The sequence below is a fragment of the Shewanella decolorationis genome, from assembly GCF_004354305.1.
GTDB classification, from domain to species: domain Bacteria; phylum Pseudomonadota; class Gammaproteobacteria; order Enterobacterales; family Shewanellaceae; genus Shewanella; species Shewanella decolorationis.
This window is the reverse complement of the sequence record NZ_CP037898.1, coordinates 3,494,628-3,513,653: the sequence shown is the minus strand read 5'-3', so window position 1 is coordinate 3,513,653 and position 19,026 is coordinate 3,494,628. Positions and strand designations below refer to the sequence as shown.

General features: G+C 41.4%; 16 protein-coding genes and 2 tRNA genes. 13 read left to right on the top strand and 5 right to left on the bottom strand.

What is annotated here, in order from left to right:
• Nucleotides 1-225: 225 nt before the first annotated feature.
• A complete protein-coding gene (gloB, locus tag EYR25_RS15695; RefSeq protein WP_133181309.1) occupies nt 226-1,029 on the bottom strand; it encodes a hydroxyacylglutathione hydrolase in 804 nt (267 codons plus the stop codon).
• 169 nt (nt 1,030-1,198) lie between these two features.
• Between gloB and EYR25_RS15690 the strand changes: the two genes are divergently transcribed.
• On the top strand, nt 1,199-1,933 hold the full coding sequence (locus EYR25_RS15690) for a class I SAM-dependent methyltransferase (protein ID WP_133181307.1): 735 nt from the start codon (nt 1,199-1,201) through the stop codon (nt 1,931-1,933).
• A 24-nt stretch (nt 1,934-1,957) separates the two neighbouring features.
• Nucleotides 1,958-2,857 (top strand): LysR substrate-binding domain-containing protein, encoded by a 900-nt coding sequence (locus EYR25_RS15685; protein ID WP_133181305.1) that lies wholly within the window; start codon nt 1,958-1,960, stop codon nt 2,855-2,857.
• Nucleotides 2,858-2,905: 48 nt separating this feature from the next.
• On the opposite strand, the gene rnhA is transcribed toward EYR25_RS15685, so the two are convergent.
• Nucleotides 2,906-3,382, bottom strand: coding sequence for a ribonuclease HI (rnhA, locus tag EYR25_RS15680; protein WP_133181302.1), 477 nt, complete (start codon nt 3,380-3,382; stop codon nt 2,906-2,908).
• A gap of 70 nt (nt 3,383-3,452) precedes the next feature.
• Between rnhA and dnaQ the strand changes: the two genes are divergently transcribed.
• From dnaQ to EYR25_RS15640, 8 genes are all read left to right on the top strand, one after another.
• Nucleotides 3,453-4,181: a DNA polymerase III subunit epsilon gene (gene dnaQ, locus EYR25_RS15675; RefSeq protein ID WP_133181300.1), complete on the top strand. Its 729-nt coding sequence runs from the start codon at nt 3,453-3,455 to the stop codon at nt 4,179-4,181.
• A gap of 10 nt (nt 4,182-4,191) precedes the next feature.
• On the top strand, nt 4,192-5,727 hold the full coding sequence (locus tag EYR25_RS15670) for a TIGR03503 family protein (protein ID WP_133181298.1): 1,536 nt from the start codon (nt 4,192-4,194) through the stop codon (nt 5,725-5,727).
• Between the two features lie 164 nt (nt 5,728-5,891).
• A tRNA-Asp gene (locus EYR25_RS15665) sits at nt 5,892-5,968 on the top strand.
• 56 nt (nt 5,969-6,024) lie between these two features.
• A tRNA-Asp gene (locus EYR25_RS15660) sits at nt 6,025-6,101 on the top strand.
• Between the two features lie 265 nt (nt 6,102-6,366).
• Nucleotides 6,367-6,552 carry a hypothetical protein gene (locus EYR25_RS21400; RefSeq protein ID WP_133182900.1) on the top strand — a complete coding sequence of 62 codons (186 nt, stop codon included), beginning with the start codon at nt 6,367-6,369 and terminating at the stop codon, nt 6,550-6,552.
• A 384-nt stretch (nt 6,553-6,936) separates the two neighbouring features.
• Nucleotides 6,937-7,302 (top strand): response regulator, encoded by a 366-nt coding sequence (locus tag EYR25_RS15650; protein WP_133181296.1) that lies wholly within the window; start codon nt 6,937-6,939, stop codon nt 7,300-7,302.
• The gene (locus EYR25_RS15645; protein WP_023265601.1) at nt 7,299-7,871 is read left to right on the top strand and encodes a chemotaxis protein CheX; all 573 of its coding nucleotides are present in this window, start codon (nt 7,299-7,301) and stop codon (nt 7,869-7,871) included. The genes EYR25_RS15650 and EYR25_RS15645 overlap by 4 nt, the downstream gene beginning before the upstream one ends.
• A gap of 2 nt (nt 7,872-7,873) precedes the next feature.
• Nucleotides 7,874-9,163 (top strand): sensor histidine kinase, encoded by a 1,290-nt coding sequence (locus tag EYR25_RS15640; RefSeq protein ID WP_133181294.1) that lies wholly within the window; start codon nt 7,874-7,876, stop codon nt 9,161-9,163.
• 6 nt (nt 9,164-9,169) lie between these two features.
• Here the strand turns inward: EYR25_RS15640 and EYR25_RS15635 are convergent, their stop codons facing one another.
• The 3 genes from EYR25_RS15635 to nosR form a co-directional block, all read right to left on the bottom strand.
• Nucleotides 9,170-12,244, bottom strand: coding sequence for an ATP-binding protein (locus EYR25_RS15635; RefSeq protein WP_133181292.1), 3,075 nt, complete (start codon nt 12,242-12,244; stop codon nt 9,170-9,172).
• The gene (locus tag EYR25_RS15630) at nt 12,228-13,601 is read right to left on the bottom strand and encodes a sensor histidine kinase (RefSeq protein WP_133181290.1); all 1,374 of its coding nucleotides are present in this window, start codon (nt 13,599-13,601) and stop codon (nt 12,228-12,230) included. The genes EYR25_RS15635 and EYR25_RS15630 overlap by 17 nt, the downstream gene beginning before the upstream one ends.
• A 290-nt stretch (nt 13,602-13,891) precedes the next feature.
• Nucleotides 13,892-15,217: a response regulator c-di-GMP phosphodiesterase, NosR family gene (gene nosR / locus EYR25_RS15625; RefSeq protein WP_133181288.1), complete on the bottom strand. Its 1,326-nt coding sequence runs from the start codon at nt 15,215-15,217 to the stop codon at nt 13,892-13,894.
• Nucleotides 15,218-15,309: 92 nt separating this feature from the next.
• Here nosR and EYR25_RS15620 point away from each other — a divergent pair, with 92 nt between their 5' ends.
• Genes EYR25_RS15620 through EYR25_RS15610 form a run of 3 tightly spaced genes read left to right on the top strand, consistent with a single transcriptional unit; the run spans nt 15,310 to nt 18,995 of the window.
• Nucleotides 15,310-15,888: a response regulator gene (locus tag EYR25_RS15620; protein WP_133181286.1), complete on the top strand. Its 579-nt coding sequence runs from the start codon at nt 15,310-15,312 to the stop codon at nt 15,886-15,888.
• An 8-nt stretch (nt 15,889-15,896) separates the two neighbouring features.
• Nucleotides 15,897-17,873, top strand: a complete 1,977-nt coding sequence (locus EYR25_RS15615; protein ID WP_133181284.1) for an EAL domain-containing response regulator — start codon at nt 15,897-15,899, stop codon at nt 17,871-17,873.
• 9 nt (nt 17,874-17,882) lie between these two features.
• Entirely contained in the window at nt 17,883-18,995 is a 1,113-nt protein-coding gene (locus EYR25_RS15610; protein ID WP_023265608.1) for an HDOD domain-containing protein, read from the top strand.
• Nucleotides 18,996-19,026: the final 31 nt, after the last annotated feature.

Genomic DNA, 19,026 nt, shown 5'->3' with positions numbered 1-19,026 from the left:
GCCACAGCACAATCTTGCTTAGCTTTGATATAGCCTAATGTATTGATTGTTATGTAAATAGCGACAACACAGAGCGCAAAGTATTCACGCAAAAACGAGCCATTCTATGGGATCTTTTCGATCTTGTCCCTAAATTATCGTACATCTTGTGGGGTTACTTTTGATTTACATCATCAAAAGTGGAAAAAACTGTATAATTTTCAGTCGGAAATAGATCGTTTTTTACTAAAAAATATCTTTCCACTGCCTGAGCAGGGTAAAACAGGTCAGTTCATCTGCTTTCGTCAGATCTTGATCACAAAACTGATTTTTTATGCTGTTGACTATGGTAGGTGCTAAAGGTCTAAGGAAGGGATTAATGGCGCGCTCCAATCCTATCGTTGAGGGAATGGTGGCTTTGCCTTGCGCACGAAGGGCATTGGCGCGCTCCACATACGCCTTGAGTGCTTCATTATCAGTATCGACCTTTTGAGCAAACTTCAGATTTGATAAGGTGTATTCATGGGCGCAGTAGACCCGTGTTTCATCGGGCAGCGCCGCGAGCAGACTTAAGGATTGCCACATTTGGTTTGGTGTGCCCTCAAATAAGCGGCCGCAGCCAGCACTAAAGAGCGTATCACCGCAAAATAGTGCGCCATCAAGCAAATAGGCGATATGCCCAGCAGTATGCCCTGGAACGGACAGAATACGAACGGGCGCGTCAACAAAGGGTAGGGTGAGCGTATCGCTAAGCATTGGGTTAATCGGCTGATTGATGCCTTCGATCGCTTCAGTTTGTGGACCATAAACGGCTAAGTCATGGCCTGTAGTCTGTTTAACATGGGCCGCGAGGGCAGGGATCCCACCCGTGTGATCCCTATGGTGATGGGTGATCAAAATACCCGCTAGTGTGAGTTGCTGTGCGCGCAAGTAGTCGATCACAACATTGGCATCGCCTGGGTCAACCACATACACGTTTTGCTGGGAGTCTTGTCGCAACACCCAGATATAATTGTCATTAAAGGCATTAATCGCTGTTATAGTGAGCATAGCATCGCCGATCGCTGTATTTCGATTTGAAGGTAAGGTTATTATCCATAAGACGATAACGTTTGGCGACTGTTGCTATCATCTAGAGGCAAAAGCCAAAGCGGTATTGGGTGATAGGGTGATTTAACATCATCATTGAGCAAATAGGTAACAGGAAGGGAGGAGACTTGTGTCCTATAACAGTTCTGCGTACAAACCCGAACAATGGGACGATTTGCCTAATGGCCCAGCCCTCCAACAAGCCGTTGCCGATAAGCTTGCCGATTGGTGGCCAAGGGTATTTGGTTATCATCTGCTCAAACTGGGCCCGTTAAGCGCCGAACTGTCGAGCATGGCATCCCCAGTTGCCCATCATTTCTCGCTGTGCTCAGAACCCAATGCCTCGTTAATAGGCGATTTTTGTCACTTACCTTTACAGAATGGGGTGATCGATGCGGTGCTGATGAGTCTGCTGCTTGAATTTGAAGCAGATCCTTACCGTATCCTGCGCGAAACCGACAGGGTACTGATCGCTGGCGGATACCTATTTATTGTGGGTTTTAACCCCTTAAGCCCTGTGTTTCTGGGTAAGCTTTGGCCTAAATATCAGGATAAATTACCCTGGTGTGGGCGTTTTTTTATGCCGTCTCGAGTGCGAGATTGGTTAGGCCTATTAGGCTATCAAGTGGTCAGCGATGAACGTTTAGTCTATCACCCGTTAATTGGTGAATTTAATGAAGGCCGTTTTATGCAGCAAACTTTGGCCTCATGGTTACCTAGTGCGGGCAGTTTATATTTGATTGTCGCGCGTAAGCTAGAATCACCATTAACGCCCATCCGTGACAAACGTAAGGTGAGACAACCTAATTGGACCACTGCGCCTAGCGCTGGCCGAACAGGGCACTTATCTGAACATACCAAATAACTTTTATTCATCAATGAGTCTGTTATGCGAATAACCTTAAGGCAACTTGCAGTGTTTGAAGCTGTTGCACGCAGTGGACAAGTCGCGAAAGCGGCTGAACAAGTCAACCTGTCGCCGCCGGCGACCTCCATGGCCTTGGCTGAATTAGAAAAACAACTTAACGCCCGGTTATTTGAACGGATAGGCAATCGGTTACAGCTCAACTCCCAAGGGAATCTATTGTTGCCGCTGGCAACGGACTTGTTGCATAGGGTCGAGCAAATCGAGCAAGCGTTCACGCGCCAAGACGGCGATTTAGTCGGGCATTTAAGCGTGAGTGCCAGTTCCACTATTGGTAACTATTTGCTGGCGAAGGCGGCAGTGGCTTTTTGTCAGCAACACACCCAGACCCACGTGGACGTAGCGATCACCAATACCCAAGAAGTGATCCAATCGGTCGCGCAATTTCGTGCCGAAATGGGGTTTATCGAAGGACATTGTACCGATAACCGTTTAAATATTGAGCCTTGGCATAAGGACAGACTATTAGTCTTTTGTCATCCCGCGCATCCCCTCGCTGGGCAAACGGTTAAACCCGCAGCGGTCAAAGGCCAATCTTGGGTACTAAGGGAAGAAGGTTCGGGCACAAGGGAATATTTTGTCAATGCAGCCAATGAATTAGACATGCAGCCCGAGGCGAAATTCTGCTTTTCTACGCCCGATGCCATCAAGCTCGCGGTAAAACAAGGGGCTGGGTTGGGCGTGCTCTCTGAGTTGGCGCTAGATAAAGATATCAGCCGAAAAGAGTTGGCACTGGTAACCATCGAAGGCCTAGTGCTGGAGCGACAATTTTATCGTATTACCCACAAAAGCCGCCAAGCCACGTCATTAGGCCTGGCCTTTGTGCAGTTTTGCGGTAATTTTTTCCACTTATCTCGGCAGTGATCGGCGCAACTTTAAGCGCCGAAATGAGCGCCGAAGTGATTACTGGTATTAGGACTCAGCCTGATAGCCTTCATCGACTTGGGTTGGGTTTGCTTCAGCGGCGGCGCGGGCGAGTTGATCGCAGCGCTCGTTTTCGGCGTGTCCGGCGTGACCTTTCACCCAACGCCAATCAATTTGGTGGAGCTGGGCTGCTTTGTCTAAACGTTTCCAGAGGTCAACATTTTTTACTGGTGTACGATTTGAGGTCATCCAGCCTTTTTTCTTCCAACCATGGATCCAGGTGGTGATCCCTTGGCGCATATATTGGCTATCACTGGTTAAAATGACTTTACAGGGCTCCTTTAACGCCTCAAGAGCGATGATGGGGGCTAATAATTCCATGCGATTATTGGTCGTCAAGGCAAAACCATCGGACATCTCCTTTGTATGGCCCTTATAATTCATTACAATGCCATAGCCACCGGGGCCAGGGTTGCCTAAGCAAGAGCCATCGGTGAAGATGTGGATCAGTTTTAGTTCAGTCATCAAATGGTTATCCGCGGCAAAAATACCGGCCGAGTATAACCAAAAAATGTCAAAAGAAGCGCATAAAAGTATGAATATTATCTCAAACGCAAGCCGTCAGGTTATTTTGGATACTGAAACCACGGGTATGAACCAAGGCAGTGGTGCAGTGTATTTAGGCCACAGAATTATTGAGATAGGTTGTGTTGAGGTGATCAACCGCCGTTTAACAGGTCGCTATTTCCATCAATATATCAATCCCGGCCAAGCGATTGACCCAGAGGCGATAGCGGTTCACGGTATTACCGATGAACGCGTCGCCAATGAGCCTAGGTTCCATCAAATAGCACAAGAGTTTATCGATTTTATCAGTGGCGCCGAAATTGTGGCCCATAACGCAAACTTCGACGTGAGTTTTATGGACCATGAATTTTCGCTGCTGCAGCCTTTAGGGCCAAAGACCAGTGAAATTTGTGAAATCTTAGACTCCCTCGATATCGCAAAATTTTTACACCCTGGACAAAAGAACAACTTAGATGCCCTGTGTAAGCGCTACGGTATCGATAACTCCCGCCGCCTTTACCATGGCGCGTTACTCGACGCCGAGATCTTAGCCGATGTGTATTTGGCGATGACCGGTGGGCAGACCAAGTTCAATCTCTCTAACGAAGAAGTCGGCCAAGAGGCTGGTGGTATTCAACGCTTTGATCCGGCATCACTTAATCTTAAAGTGATCAGCGCATCGGCCGATGAACTCGTTATGCATGAAAAACGTCTTGATTTAGTCGCAAAATCAGGAAAATGCCTCTGGAGAGGATAATTTATTGCCTATGACGATGTCGCTGCGAAAATCCTTACTGAATATCACATTTGTGCTCGGCGGCCTCTGCTTGAGCACTGCTTTGCTTGCCGCCGATACTGAGCCAGCTGCGACCACAGCGTCACCCGCCAATTTGGCTTCAAAAACGAATGAGGCGCAACCCGTTGATGCAACTCCAAACGATGCGAAAATCAATGGGTCGAAAGCTAGTGTAGATAAGGCCGCTGAGGTTAACGTGAGTGCCCAAAAGCCCGTTGATGCTAAACCGAATACCATTAGCAAGCCTCCTAAGCTTTTTACGGAAAAAGCAGTGCCCGTTGACACCGCCTCTGAGCTTAAGAATCGCTTTCGGGTTGATCATATGGTCAGCAACATGACGCTGTTGATCCAGCGGGAGTACGGTTCTGCGCCTGTGGTCATTGTTCTGCCCGATGGAAGTAAGTGGTACGCTAATCGCCATCCTGAGAACGTAAAATGGGTCGATGGGATAACGGGAGATATTATTTATATCGAATCACCGTTGCCTGGACCTTGGCAATTGGTCGGTAAAGTTGTGCAAGGTTCGAAAATCAAGCGTGTATCAAAGCTTGAGATTGAAGTGCAACACTTACCACAACCCTTATTCCAAGGTGAAGAGGTTAAAGTCGTCGCCCAATTGATGGGGGATGCTGAGCGGGTTCGCATGCCGGGTCTCGATTATCTTGTCGAGTGGACCGCTCATTTTGTGAGTAAACATCGTGCTGGCGATGAAAATTTTGCCGCTGGCGATATTATTGTGGGTTCATACAAAGATAATGGCGAAAAGTTTGATGAAAGACCCGATGATGGCACTTTTACTAGTGATATCAATCTGAAACAGCCATGGGGTGAGTACGACTTTGTGGTACAGGCCCGTAATAACGTGTTTGAGAGGCAAGTTTCCTTTCCCTTCATCTTATCACCAAGGCCTGTGCATGCCGAAGTGATCACGCCTGATGACCCGTTAACGGGTCAATGGAAAATCATGCTACACGCCGATAGCAGTGTGTTACAACTCGCTGAAACGCATTTTTCATTTGAACTTGTAGGACCAGCGGGCTTGCAGTTACCGGTTGTCCTTCATGGGTTGACGCAAGACAGTACAGAACTGCCATTACCACTAGTCACGGAATTTGGAAGTTATCGCATTAAAGGTACAGTGGCGACCACCACAATTGCAGGACGTGAAATAATACTGGATTTGCCTGAGCTCTTTTTTAACTTAGTACAACCGCCAGAACCTCCACCGAGTGAAGAGGAATTAGCCGCTGTAGCCGCCCAAAAGGCCGCAGAGGAAGAAGCTCTCGCTAAGCAGGATGCGCTCTTCTGGATCATTACCGTCAATGCTGTTTTATTATTGTTAGGTATTGTGGGCCTGATAGTTTGGCGCAAACGACAAAGTTTAGCGCAGGCTCTTGCCGCTGCTGAACAAAGAATTCTAGATGAAGCGGAACAAAATAAGACCGCAGCACCATCGCTTGATGAAATTGATTTGACCATGCCGGATGAGCCTGATAATCGTAGATAAAGCGGCATACAACTTGAAGATTTGAAGCCTAATTTGAAGGTATTTTGTTCATTTAACATGGGATTTTGTTAAGTTTGGCGAAATTTTAACTAAACGATGCAATTGGGTGAAAAAAACGGTTGACGCTACGAACACTCAACCGTATTATTCACCGCAACTTGAGTGGAGCGGTAGTTCAGTTGGTTAGAATACCGGCCTGTCACGCCGGGGGTCGCGGGTTCGAGTCCCGTCCGCTCCGCCAGTCAAGTTATTGAAATTAAAATTATAGTGCTGTTACAGCGTTATGATAAAAAGTTTGGAGCGGTAGTTCAGTTGGTTAGAATACCGGCCTGTCACGCCGGGGGTCGCGGGTTCGAGTCCCGTCCGCTCCGCCAACATTCATGAAGCCCATGCTATTAATTAGCATGGGCTTTTTGATTTTCCATCAGTTCCTATCTCATTTCTTTCTTCGTGACCGTGACCAAAATGTGACCATTTCGTGACTAATACCAATCACATTAAATATCTAATCAGTTCAGAGCCTCACTGGCATCTCAATCCAAGCCGTATTGACGCAGGAATGGTTATTCCCTTTTAAGTCAATGTGACGCGGGAGTGGGATGGCAGTGTGGCACTCGAAGGGCGACTGATGTTCACTGTATAGCAACGCGCTTTATACTGTGTTTAAGGCTTTCGACAGAGCACGACTATGCATTCAAGCCTTCGCCTTGTCTAAAGCGCGTTGAACTACCGCTGAATGAACAGATATTTAATAGGATTGGTATAGGACTCATTTTTAACAGGGGTCATATTCTTCATCGGTTGACAGCATCATCAGTTTATTGAGATTTCTACTTTGTACGTGACATAAATGCTTAATAATTGCTTGAGTGCATTCAAAACAAGGTTCGGTTTATCCTCCACTCTTACAGTGGTTATGCTAAGCACTGAAAAGTATTAATGTGTAGATGACACTCGATTTTAATAGTTTTATCAAAAGCCGTTGACCATATGATCATGCGTTCGTGAGTGCTGGCTCTGTTAAAAGTAAGCAATTTACCTAGTCATACTTCGTTACGACACAAGTATAGGAGGTTATTCTCATCCGAACATTTCTAACCAATGTTCATTCTATGATAAGGGCATCATTTTTTATTCTTCTGGCTCAATGTTGACGCATCGCGAATAACGACTAATATAAGACAAATGAGACATTATTGAGGTGATGCTATGCCTATTCCAGTCACAATTGCGGATGATTCGTTAATGTCCCGAAAAGCCGTTAGGCGTGCTCTGCCGGAGGATTGGGACGTTGAAATCACGGAAGCATGTAATGGTAAAGAGGCCATAGAAGCTGCAAATTCAGGCAAAGCTGAGGTGTTATTCCTCGACCTGACCATGCCTGAGCTTGATGGATTTGGGGTTTTAAAGTATCTCCATGAACAACAATCAAAAACTATCGTGATTGTTATCAGTGCGGATATTCAGCCAGAAGCAAAATCATTAGTAGACTCCCTAGGTGCCTTTCGATTTTTGCAAAAACCATTGCAGCCTGCACAGCTAAGAGAAGCGCTTTTTGATGTGGGGCTCATATGAACATGTTGCTATCAGAAGAACAGCGAGATGCCTTGCAGGAGTTGATGAATATCTCTATGGGGCAGGCTGCTAACTCTCTTGCTCGATTAATTGGAGCGAAAATCACTTTATCAATTCCCAAAATTAGCGATGTTACCCCCGAGCAATTCTGCACTATGTTGTCTGATGAGACAGTATGGTACACGCGACAATCTTTTTTGGGCACGATTAAAGGTGAGGTAATTGCTACATTATCCAAGCAGGGGTGTGATGCAATTGGTCAACTTATGGATTACGAGCTTCCCCTAACTCAAGATAGCTTAAATGAACTGTTGCTAGAGCTTGCGAATATTTTAGCAGGGGCTTGTTTAACGGGATTTGCGGAACAGTTAGCATTGAATGCAAAGCTAAGTATGCCGACAATGTATAGCGCTTCAAATCAGCATTACCATTATCGCTGGGCTAGTACTTTAATGATGGAAGTAGAGTTTAAAGTAGAAGTAAGTCAATTTGACTCGAAGATTGTGATTTGTTTGGAAGAAAATTCGGTTCAAACACTTTTAGCCAAACTGCAGCTATTGCTGGAGTAATTATGAGTAATTCTCAACTGTTACAGAAACTTGCTTCACGTTTGCCCTTAGGGATCTGTGTGGTTGATGAGCTTTACAATATTGTTTATTGGAATGATTTTTTTAGTGATCGTTTATCTTCTGTAGCTGGAGATAAACAAGAAAAAAACTTACTCACGTTATTTCCTCAGGCTGCTAAATTTCTTCAAAAAAAAATTAACAGTGTGTTTGTATTGAATAATGCAAGCTTTTCCTATTGGGAACATAGGCCCCATGTATTTGATTTTAGCAGTAGCAGACCTATTACGGGTGAAGAAACTGCAATGTATCAAAATATTGAGTTTTTCCCACTTGATATTGAAGATAATCAAGTTAAAACCGTTTGCTTAATTGTACAAGATGTCACTGAGTTAGCGAGCTATTATCAAGCCCAAAAGAGCCTTTCTGAGCAATTAGAGCATGAGCATGCTTCGCTTAGTTTACTCAATAGAAAATTAGAAACAGCCCAAAATCAATTGCTGCAATCAGAAAAAATGGCAGCTATAGGGCAACTCGCTGCTGGAGTTGCTCATGAGATAAATAATCCTATCGGTTTTGTTAACTCCAACTTACAAAGCCTGCAGGACTATAATAATAAGCTGCTGAAGCTGCTGTCCTTTTATCAAAAACTGACAAAAAAAATTGGCTCTCCACCTTATTTTGCACTTGAGCAGGACATGTTAAAACGTCAGCAGTTTGAATTTATTAGTTCAGATCTACCCGATTTAATAAATGAATCCATTGAGGGATTAGAGCGCGTTGCCGTAATAGTAAAAAGCCTTAAGTCATTTTCTCATGTCGATAGCAGTGATTGGCAATATGCTAATGTGATTGAAGGTATTGAAAATACGTTAAAAATTGCAGCAAACCAAATTAAGTACAAAGCTGTAATTGTGAGGAATTATCAGGAAAATTTGCCCGAACTATATTGCCAGCCCATGCAGCTGAATCAGGTTTTCCTTAATTTACTTGTGAATGCTGCTCAGGCTATTGAAGATAAGGGCGAAATAAAAATTGATGTTAGTGCGACAGATGCTGAGTTTTATATCGTCATTAGTGATACTGGGTCTGGTATAGCACCTCAAGATATGCGAAAAATTTTTGAACCATTTTACACTACAAAACCCGTGGGAACAGGTACTGGATTGGGGTTGTCATTGTCCTATAGTATAGTGCAAAAACATAAAGGTGAAATAAAAGTTGCGTCTGTATTAGGAGAGGGCACCTCATTTACGGTTATATTACCCATTTTGTCTCCCGAAAGCATATCTTAATTTGCATCACTTTGAGTTAATACTATCTTTAGTATTATCACTATAACTTTTTATGGCAAAGGATAGTTCTTCCAAATCGGATACTGATAGTGTTCTTTCAGTTAATAGATTTTGTAGCTTTAAAGCAGATTGCGAAATTGATTTCAGTTCAAAACAAGCACTTGTTCCTTTAATTTTATGTAGTTCGCGGGATAAATTATTACTGTCACCATTCTCGATTAATGATTCTAATTTATTCATTAAACTAGGCAAGGTTTCTAAATATTCAATAACTAAATCATCTTCTAAAAGATTATTTTTTAAAACCGAAGGTTCTTTTAGGTTGAGCAATTTGCTTAATGTGGTTAAAAGTTGAACCTTAGTAAATGGTTTTGATATTTTCTCTTTAAATACTTCACCTAGAGTAGATTCTACATCCAGTATATCTGCACTTAGTAGTAGTAAGGGGATTTTCTTATTAAACTTTTTAATCTCATTTGCCGCTGTTACACCATCCATAATAGGCATTTGTTGGTCTAAAATAATTAAATCATAGTATTGTTGCTTTACAAGTTGAACGGCTTGTTGTCCATTTTCAGCAAAGCTCAAGTTTATACCTGTTTCCTGAAGATAAATTGCAATCAAATCTCTAATATCTTTTACATCATCAACAATCAGTATATGCAAGTTTTCCCAGTTATATTTTTCATCACTCGCCTCGTGACTATGTGTAATAACACTGTTGATGTTATTGGTTACTTTGCTTTCCGGTATTGTGACTGAGAAACAAGAACCAACACCTGGTTCACTTTGCATGTCGAGTGTAATAGACATGGCATCTGCTAATTGTTTACTAATAAATAGACCTAAACCTGTGCCGCCAAAATCACGGCTAGTGCTTGAGTCTGCTTGAGTAAAGGCTTGAAACAAATTAGAGGCTTGTTCTTGAGAAATACCAATACCCTCATCGATTATTGCTATATATAGCTGATTTGACTGATTGATATTTGCGACAAGCTTAATTTTACCCTGATGTGTAAATTTTACGGCATTACTTATAAAATTTAATAATATTTGTTTAAGCCTGTAGGGATCAGTCATTACATATCTAATTTCTCCGACATCAATTTCGGATTCAGTGATGAGCATTTTACTACTTGCTAGCATGACTATTGACTCGTAAATACTTTCTAGAAGTGGAATGATATCAATATACTGCTCAGCAATAGTCATTTTACCTTCATCAATTTTAGCGGCATCTAAAATATCATTGATAATGCTTTGTAAATGAGTCGTGTTTTGTTCTATCTTACATAGCGCACTATGAATTTCACCATCTGTTTTAGGCAATATTTGCTCTGTAAATCCCTTTATTATAGTAATGGGTGTGCGAATCTCATGGCTCATATTAGCAAGAAAGCGTGTTTTTATTGAAGCAAGATGATTTGCTTTATCACGCTCAAGTTCTAGTTCTTTAGTCCGATTTTCAACACGCTCTTCTAATTCTTCATTAAGAAGCCTAACTTCATTCATCGTCGATATTATAGCATGATGAGCGCCAGAAACTCTTCGCTGCATATTTACAAAACTGTGTGCTAGGGTATCAATTTCAAGTGCAGATTGAGTAAACGTTAAATTCTTTCTAACTGAGCTTTTTCCATCCCACTGCTGAGTATAATCCACCAGTTGTTCTAACGCTTGGGTGTAGTGCTTTACAAAGCGCTTTGAAAATTGTATTGATATTTCGAGAATTAATGTTATGAGTAATAATGCAAGTAAAAAATATATTGAAAATATTAGAAATAGATCATCGGTATCAATAAAAAAATACAATGACCAACCTGAGTTTGATACATCTTCACTGATAATAAGATGGTGAGCATCTTTACTGAAAGTGATAGGCTTTAGCGGGTTAAATAAACTATTGGTTAAAAACTTATTTTCCATTGGCAGGCTATGATTGGGTCGTACCCATATGCTTCCTATTTCCCCGCTTATATTACTTCCCCATACTTTTTTACCTGAGCTATCAAGTAAAATCCGATGTGATATGCTATCATTTCGATTGCTAAAAACTTTTAATAGTGAATCAAGTTTTATTGCAAGTTGTAAAACACCGCTAAATTGATTGTCTATTTTAATTGGTGTGCTCACGGCGAATAGCTGATCTTCTCCTAATGCACGCCCCATAAAGGTGTCGCTGAGAAAAGATGTGTTAGATTTCTTGACTTGATAAAAGTAAGGTCTATCAGCAACGCTCTCATTATTCAGTCTATTTTCATTTAAGTTAGCTTTGTAAAACTCTCTTACTAGTCCATTTTTATCCGTGACTAAAGCTGATATGAATTCAGGTGATTGTTCAACTAACTGTTTGAGTGTGTTTTTTGTCAACTGTATATCTGTTAAATTAGTTATCGTTTCAATTTTATCTACATAATTTTTAAGCTTTGCTTCTATTTCTTTGTTCAGTATTGATACTTCGTCTTGAAAAATTGCTATTTGTTTAACTAAGTGCAAGCTGGAAATACCATTTAATCCCAATGTAATTAATAGTGTGGCAGGAATGGCTGTGTATAATCCAACTCTATAGGATAATTGATGTTGTAGAGACTGTTTTCTAAGTTGCTGAGCATTTACATAAAGCGCCAAAAGTAGGTTTGCAGCTTTTATACTCCAGGCAAATAATGCAGTCGCTAAGGTTGTAAAGATTAAAAGGAAAAAATACTTATCAGTTATGGCCTCTGGTAGCATTAATCGGTTTAAAATTGCTATAGAAATGAAATAGATTAACGATGCAGTTAATAAGTTGATTTTTTCAAATTTATTATAGAGATAGAAAAGTATTACTTGTAAAATGCTACTAGTGATTGTGATGTCGTAGGGCAATGGATATGTCACAAATAAAAAACAGATCAATGCCCAAATAGGGCCTAATCGAGCAAGAATAACTAATATTGCAACATTTCCTACATTAAATGGTACTGCAATTGGAAAGGATACTACTGATAAATTAGCGAGTAAACCAATAGTAATGCAATATAGTAAAAACAACAACCTATGTTTTTTTATAGGCTTGTTATGGTTTTTAATTACTGCTAGCATTAGTATACTCCGGTAAACTGATAATGAATTTAGTCCCCTTTGAGCCCGTATAGTCAAGGGCAAGACAACCATTATGCTGTTCAACTATCGCTCGAGAGATCGGTAGCCCTAATCCTGTGCCTTGTCCTATTTCCTTTGTTGTAAAAAATGGCTCAAATAGATGGGGAATATCTGCTTTATCAATCCCATTACCATTATCTATAACTTCAATATTGATCCACGATGCTGTTCTTATTATATTTATTTCTATCAATCCATTCGAATGATTAATGGAATGGTGAGCATTACTTATCAAGTTTAAAATAACTTGGCAGAGTTGTGTGATATTTCCTTCTATCCAAAAATCTTGGTTTTCACTCTTGATTAAAATTTTAGTTTGTTTTTTAAATTGTGTATTTGCTATTTTGATGGCATCTTCAACAAGTTTTAAAATGTTCACTTTGGAGATTGTAGTCTCATCAGGGTGTGAGAAATTTCGAAGATTCTTGATAATGTCTCGCGCTCGCCTTGCGCCCTCTAAGCTTTCGCTAAGTAATTCTTTACTGTCATCAATGATAAATTGTAAATTACTTTTGTTATATAGATTATCCGTGTCAGATGATTTTTTGCACGCGTTACTAATAAAAGTTTCTATATCTTCTATATAAAGTTTAAAAGTATTCAAATTGCTATAAATAAATCCCAATGGATTGTTTAGCTCATGGGCGACACCAGCTGCAAGTTGACCAATAGCAGCTAGTTTTCCCTGACGTGCCATGCTCGTTTCCATGCGTTTTTGTTGAGCAAATAGGTTATCTCTCTCTTTCGAGACATGTCGATATTCCATTAATGTAAGTATGCTAGCAATGAAACTGCTGTAATTTGATATCACCGAACTTGCTTCTGCACTAAACCCATTAGCATTATTCATTAGTAAAACTATTGCATAGCAACGGTTCGTGATTTTTACTGGTTGAATGATTGCCGAGGAGGCGAGTGCTGAAAACTCCTGTAGTATACTTGGCCAAGCTGATTTGACTTGACTATTAAAGACTGCTGATTTGTCGAATATGTTTTTCGCATTTACTTCAGTATTTTTTAAGATAAAATCTTTACCTTCTAGTTCCTTATTCGTACTTGCTACAACATAAACACCATCGCCTTGTTGATTGCAGGTAATAATTAGCTGGATGTCTGGGTTGACCTCTTGGGCGATTAAGCTGAAAAGTGAGCTAAATGGCACCGATTGGTCAATATTTTCAGTAAATGCTTGCATCGTTTTTAACATTAAATTGTTCAGTTTTTTAAACTCTTGCAGCTTCTGATTTTCAGCTTTTAATTGGTTTAGCAATACTTCTTGTTGGTTCTTATTACTCATCTGCCTGCCCATGTTTTAAGCTACTTTGTTTAATTCTATCGAACACTCTAACACTAGTATGTCTGCGCTGAGTCCTTAGCATCTCACTCATACTAGTCGTTATCCGCTGATGTAACCTTATAGACGGGAATGAGTGTTTTAAAATTTTGCTAACTTATTGGCGATTAAAGCAAAAGGGTCTTAGTCGTTTAGTCAGCAATGCAACCCGAGAAAGCAATCGATTCGATAACTTAATTGTAGGCGACTTTAAGAGTTTGCTTAGTATGTTTGCTGCCTCATTCTTAGCTTTCTCAGCGTTTTTCATCTGGCGTGGTTTCGACCTCTACCAGCAGTTGTTCCTTGTGTTTTAGCTGATATTTCCACAATTTATCGAGAGAGGCTTGGGTAAGTACGTGTTCCTGAGGTAAGAGAAGAATATGCTTAAGGTTGTAGAGATTTTGTTTCAATTTCATCCCTGGTTTGAGCGCACTGACTTCCAAACCTCGGCGCGCTTTATTGGCAATATCGACTTCTTCGGAGGCCACTAATACCGACAATGCTTTGACAATAGCCGGATCGTAATAACTGCCCTGATGGAGCTGAATTGCGTCGAAGGCTTCGGTCATTGTCATTTTGTTACCATCGTAACGACCTTCTACATGTAACCAAAAATCCCTAGCGATGGCCAATATTCTTGATCCAAGAGGGATATCGGCCCCAGCTTTTTGAGCCGGCTCACCACCGCCATTAAATCGTTCTAATTGGTTTGCAATGATAAGTGACATTTCACTTAAATGCAGAGCAGGGAGTAATATCTCTTCAGCGTGCAGAGGATGTTCATTGAACATACGACGTTCACGATTGTGGAGATCGGTATAAGCGGTTTCTGCGATTTTAGGAGGCAGGGCAATTTTACCAATCTCGGAAAATAAACCTGCTTTGGTAATAGTGTTCACTTGGTCGGAGGGTAATTTTAACGCGTTTGCTAGATATTCACAGGTTGCGCTAATTTTACGCGCGAGTTCACCACTGAGGGGTGGGTAGCTAACAATAATGTTATAAAGCACTTCTAAGGTTGCGGCTTCGTCTTTTTGCCTTTCGCTCGCTAAGCTTTTAAATTTTAATAGCGTTTGTTTCAGTTGTTCAGTTCTTTTTTGTACGGTTTCTTCTAAGGAGCTATTAAGTTCTTTCAACTGCTTGTTTTGTGCAGCGACTTTTGCTGTTAACTGTTTGTTTTGGCGTAGTAAATGGTAAAGTGCTAAACCTTCTTCAACGACTGTTTGCAACTCCTGATTATCCCAAGGCTTTTGTACGTATCGATGAATTTTTCCGAGGTTGATAGCTGAGACAGTGGAGGCAAGATCCGCATAACCTGTCATAAGGATCCGATAGGCATCGGGTTGGATAACGGCCGCTTTTGCGAGAAACTCCGCGCCGGTCATGTTAGGCATACGCATATCGGTAATAATGACATTGACTCTGTGGTTCTGCATTAATTCCAGCGCTTTGGCACCGCTTTCTGCAAGCAATAATTGCACGTCTTTTGAGATAAAAAGCCGTTGTAGCGATTTTAAAATACTCGCTTCATCGTCCACACACAGAATCAGCGGGAGAGTGCTATCAGATGGGGTTGTCATCAAGTCACCTATCACATTTGTCCTATTTGTCTTATAGATTAAAATTATGCTATAAGTGTTAACTAAGCAAGATTAAACATAGACACACCTGCATGAAAACGCTCAAGCCAAGTGATATCGCCCAATATTGTGATGTGCATCAACGTACTGTGAGTCGCTGGATTGCTAATGGTCAACTGAAAGGCCATAAGTTACCCGGGCGTGGAAATTATCGGGTCTTAGTTGAAGACTTTATCAACTTTCTGCATCAACAGAAGATGCCTATGCCAGAAGCATTTTTAGCTTCAAATAATAAAGAGTTGTCGGCTGCCAAAAAGTCTATCCTTATTATTGATGATGAGTTGTCGATGCGTAATGCGCTGAAGCGAGCTCTTCAATCAACGCCTTATACAATTTTATTTGCACAGGATGGGTTTCAGGCTGGGGTTAAGATTATTGCCGAGAAGCCAGACTTAATTCTGCTCGATCTGTCTTTACCTGGATTAGATGGTTTTGAGGTCATTCAATTTATTCGGCAGCGGTCAGATTTGGCAACACTTAAAATCTTAGTATTGTCAGGGCTTTCATCGACTGAGCTTGTTGAATCAATTCGATTAGGTGCCGATGATGCAATTGCAAAACCTTTTGATAATAAAGATCTGTTAAATAGGGTAAATATGCTATTAAGTTAGGGGTTACAATGGATAAGTCTTTATTGCTAGTGGATGACGATGTAGGAATTATTAAGGCTCTTAGCCGCCTGTTGACTCGTTCTGGCTATACCGTAAAGACTGCCCAGAGTGGAGAAGAAGCTCTTAACGCTTTGCTCTCTTTCGACTGCAAAGTCGTGCTGACCGATTTTCGAATGCCCTATATGGATGGCGGGCAGTTACTCTCTAAAATTAAGCGTTTATACCCAGATATCGTTGCGCTAGTGCTCAGTGGTTACTCTGATTTTGAGTCTGTAAAGTCCTTACTTAATGCAGGAAGTGCCTATCGCTTTTTACAGAAACCTTGGGAAGATGATGAGCTACTTGATGAAGTTGAAAATGCTTTTACTCACTATGCTAAGTGTTTGTTTCAACGCCAATCACAAAAAATGCTGTTAGCAAGTTCTGATGCTTTAGTTGAAATATCTTATCCTTCATTGATTAGTCAGGCCAATATCGCCGCAAGAAAGCTGTTAGGCGAAACCTTTGTTGAAGGGCGTTTATTGGATGACTTTTGGGTTGAAAGTGACCGTTCAAGGTTGCATGGGCAAGCACTGTCAATTGGGCAGAGTATGTCGATGCGTTTATTAAACCACACAGAGCTAGAAGTCACCTGCCGTTTAGCGGGGCCCTCAGGTGTGGTGTTGAGTTTCCATCCAGTGACCGATGGTGAGCTCCTTAATGCAGTATTTGAGCTTCCCTCTTTGATTAATTATCAACAGCTTGTCTCGTTAATAGGTCAATATCTTAACGCCAGTCGCCCAATGGTCCTTGTAGTCATTAAGATCAGAAGTTTTGAGCTTTGGAGCCGCATGATTGGTTATTCCGAAGCACAGCGAACCATTGAACGTATTGCATTACAGTTACGCAATACCATGGGCGAGAGTGGGCAACTCGCCTTACTTGCGAATGAGCAATTTGTTCTTTGTTTACCTGATGTTGCGTCTGAAATGAATGCGTTACAAAAGGCCGCAGCCATTATCGACCCTGTCACTGCCCAAGCTGATGTGAAGCTATCTCAGCTCGATTATGCTGTAAGCTACTGCCTTATTCCGGATGATGGCGATGATCCTAGAACCGTTCTGAATAATTTATTACTCGGCAATATGATGATTGCTGAAGACGCAGTGCGTATGTTTATGCGTTACGATAAGCAAGCTGTTGAACGGAAAAAACACCAGATCTCGCTCAATCAAGCATTGTTTCATGCCGTAGAGCAAGGACAGTTATTCTTAAATTTTCAAGCAAAATTTGATGTTGCTGAATATGCCTTGTCCGGTTGCGAAGCACTAATTCGGTGGTCACATCCAGATTTTGGTATGGTTTCGCCTTCGTTGTTTATTCCACTGGCCGAGCAACATGGCCAAATGGTCGATATTGGTTACTGGGTTCTCAAAACGGCATTTATCACCGCTGCTAAATGGCATAGTCAGGGTGTTCAATTTGGCAAAATGGCGATAAATATTTCAGGTCGTCAGCTAATGGAACCTGATTTCATCCATTGGATTAAGCATCATATTCAGCTTACTGGTGTTGAGCCCACACTCCTTGAATTTGAATTAACCGAAACATTTTTACTTAATAATCTTGATGAGTGTGCAATTACGCTCAATGCTATTGCCGAATTAGGGATAAGTATCGCGATTGATGACTTTGGCACGGGTTACTCCTCATTAAGCTATTTGAGTAAGTTACCTATCAATGTGCTGAAAATTGATCGATCACTGATATTAGATATTGAAAGTAATTTGAATACTGAAAGCTTAGTCGCTAATGTGGTTAGATTAGCGCACGATCTTAATATGAAAGTTGTTGTAGAAGGGATTGAGACTTTGGACCAACTTAATATCGTGAAGTATTTAGGTTGCGATGTTATCCAAGGTTATTGCATTTCGAAACCTCAATCGGAAGAGGACTATTTAGCACTATTAACCTCCTTTGAAAGCCTTTCTTCGACAATGCCTTAGGAGAGAACCATGTTCAATGTACTCTTTGTTGATGACGACAGTTTTATGCTTAGAGCGCTGTTAAGGCTTGCGAAGCGGTTGAGACCTGAATGGCAGTTTTGGGTTGAGGAAGATGGGGTAAATTGGGCCAAATCAATCCCTCAACATATTAAGCTCGATCTGATTGTTTGTGATTACTTAATGCCCGAAATCAACGGAGATGCAGTACTTTTAGAGGCATCTACGCATTATCCTGGCGCGATTAGAGCACTACTGACAGGAGACACAACCGAGGAAGTGGTGTGTAAAGCGGGTAAAGCGGCTCATTTTGTGTTGAGCAAGCCGTTTAATGAACAGGATATAGTGCAACTTTTAACTTGTGTTGAGAGAACACATAAACTCCCTTTTACCAATGATGTTAGGGCGATGTTAGGGGCGAGTGCGTTATTGCTTCCATTGCCGGATATCGTGCAGCAAGTCAGAAAAGTGCTTAAAGATGAACAGTCACAAGCGGCTGATATTGTTGATCTTGTAGCTCACGAACCTTTAATCACGGCCAAACTTTTGCAGTTGGCAAATTCAGCTTTTCTCGGCTTTAGCCGAACGACGCTCTCAATTGAAGAAGCTATTAAACGCTTAGGGGTAGATTTAACCTGTGCGATCATAACTTCAATTGCAGTAGAACAATCGGCAACCTCTATCATAGATAAAGCAACCCAAGTAAATATTAATGAACATGCCTATCAGTTGGCGCTAAACGCACAAAAAATTGCCAGCAAATTGAGTTTGCATAAAGGTCTTCAAGAAGAGCTATTTATTGCTGCGTTAATGTCGGCAATAGGGGAGTTGATCGTATCATCGCGAACATGGCAGAGTTTATTTGCGTCACAAGTCGGTGACTGGCCTGCGAGAAAATTAATTGTCGCTATTTCTGCCTACCTATTAACACTATGGGGTTATAGTGAGTCTCTGTGCGATATCATTTTATCGAGTGCAGAACCTGAGCTGACTGATTCGGAGCATAATCTTGCTTTATTACTTTGTTTAGCAAACTATGCGACAAAATTTCATGGCAAGATCCCCGAAGAAATATTGCAAAAACTGCCCGATGAGCAAATAAAGCAAAAACTTGCCGCTCTTTAGCCAAGGTTAAGAATACTCGATGTTAAAGTGA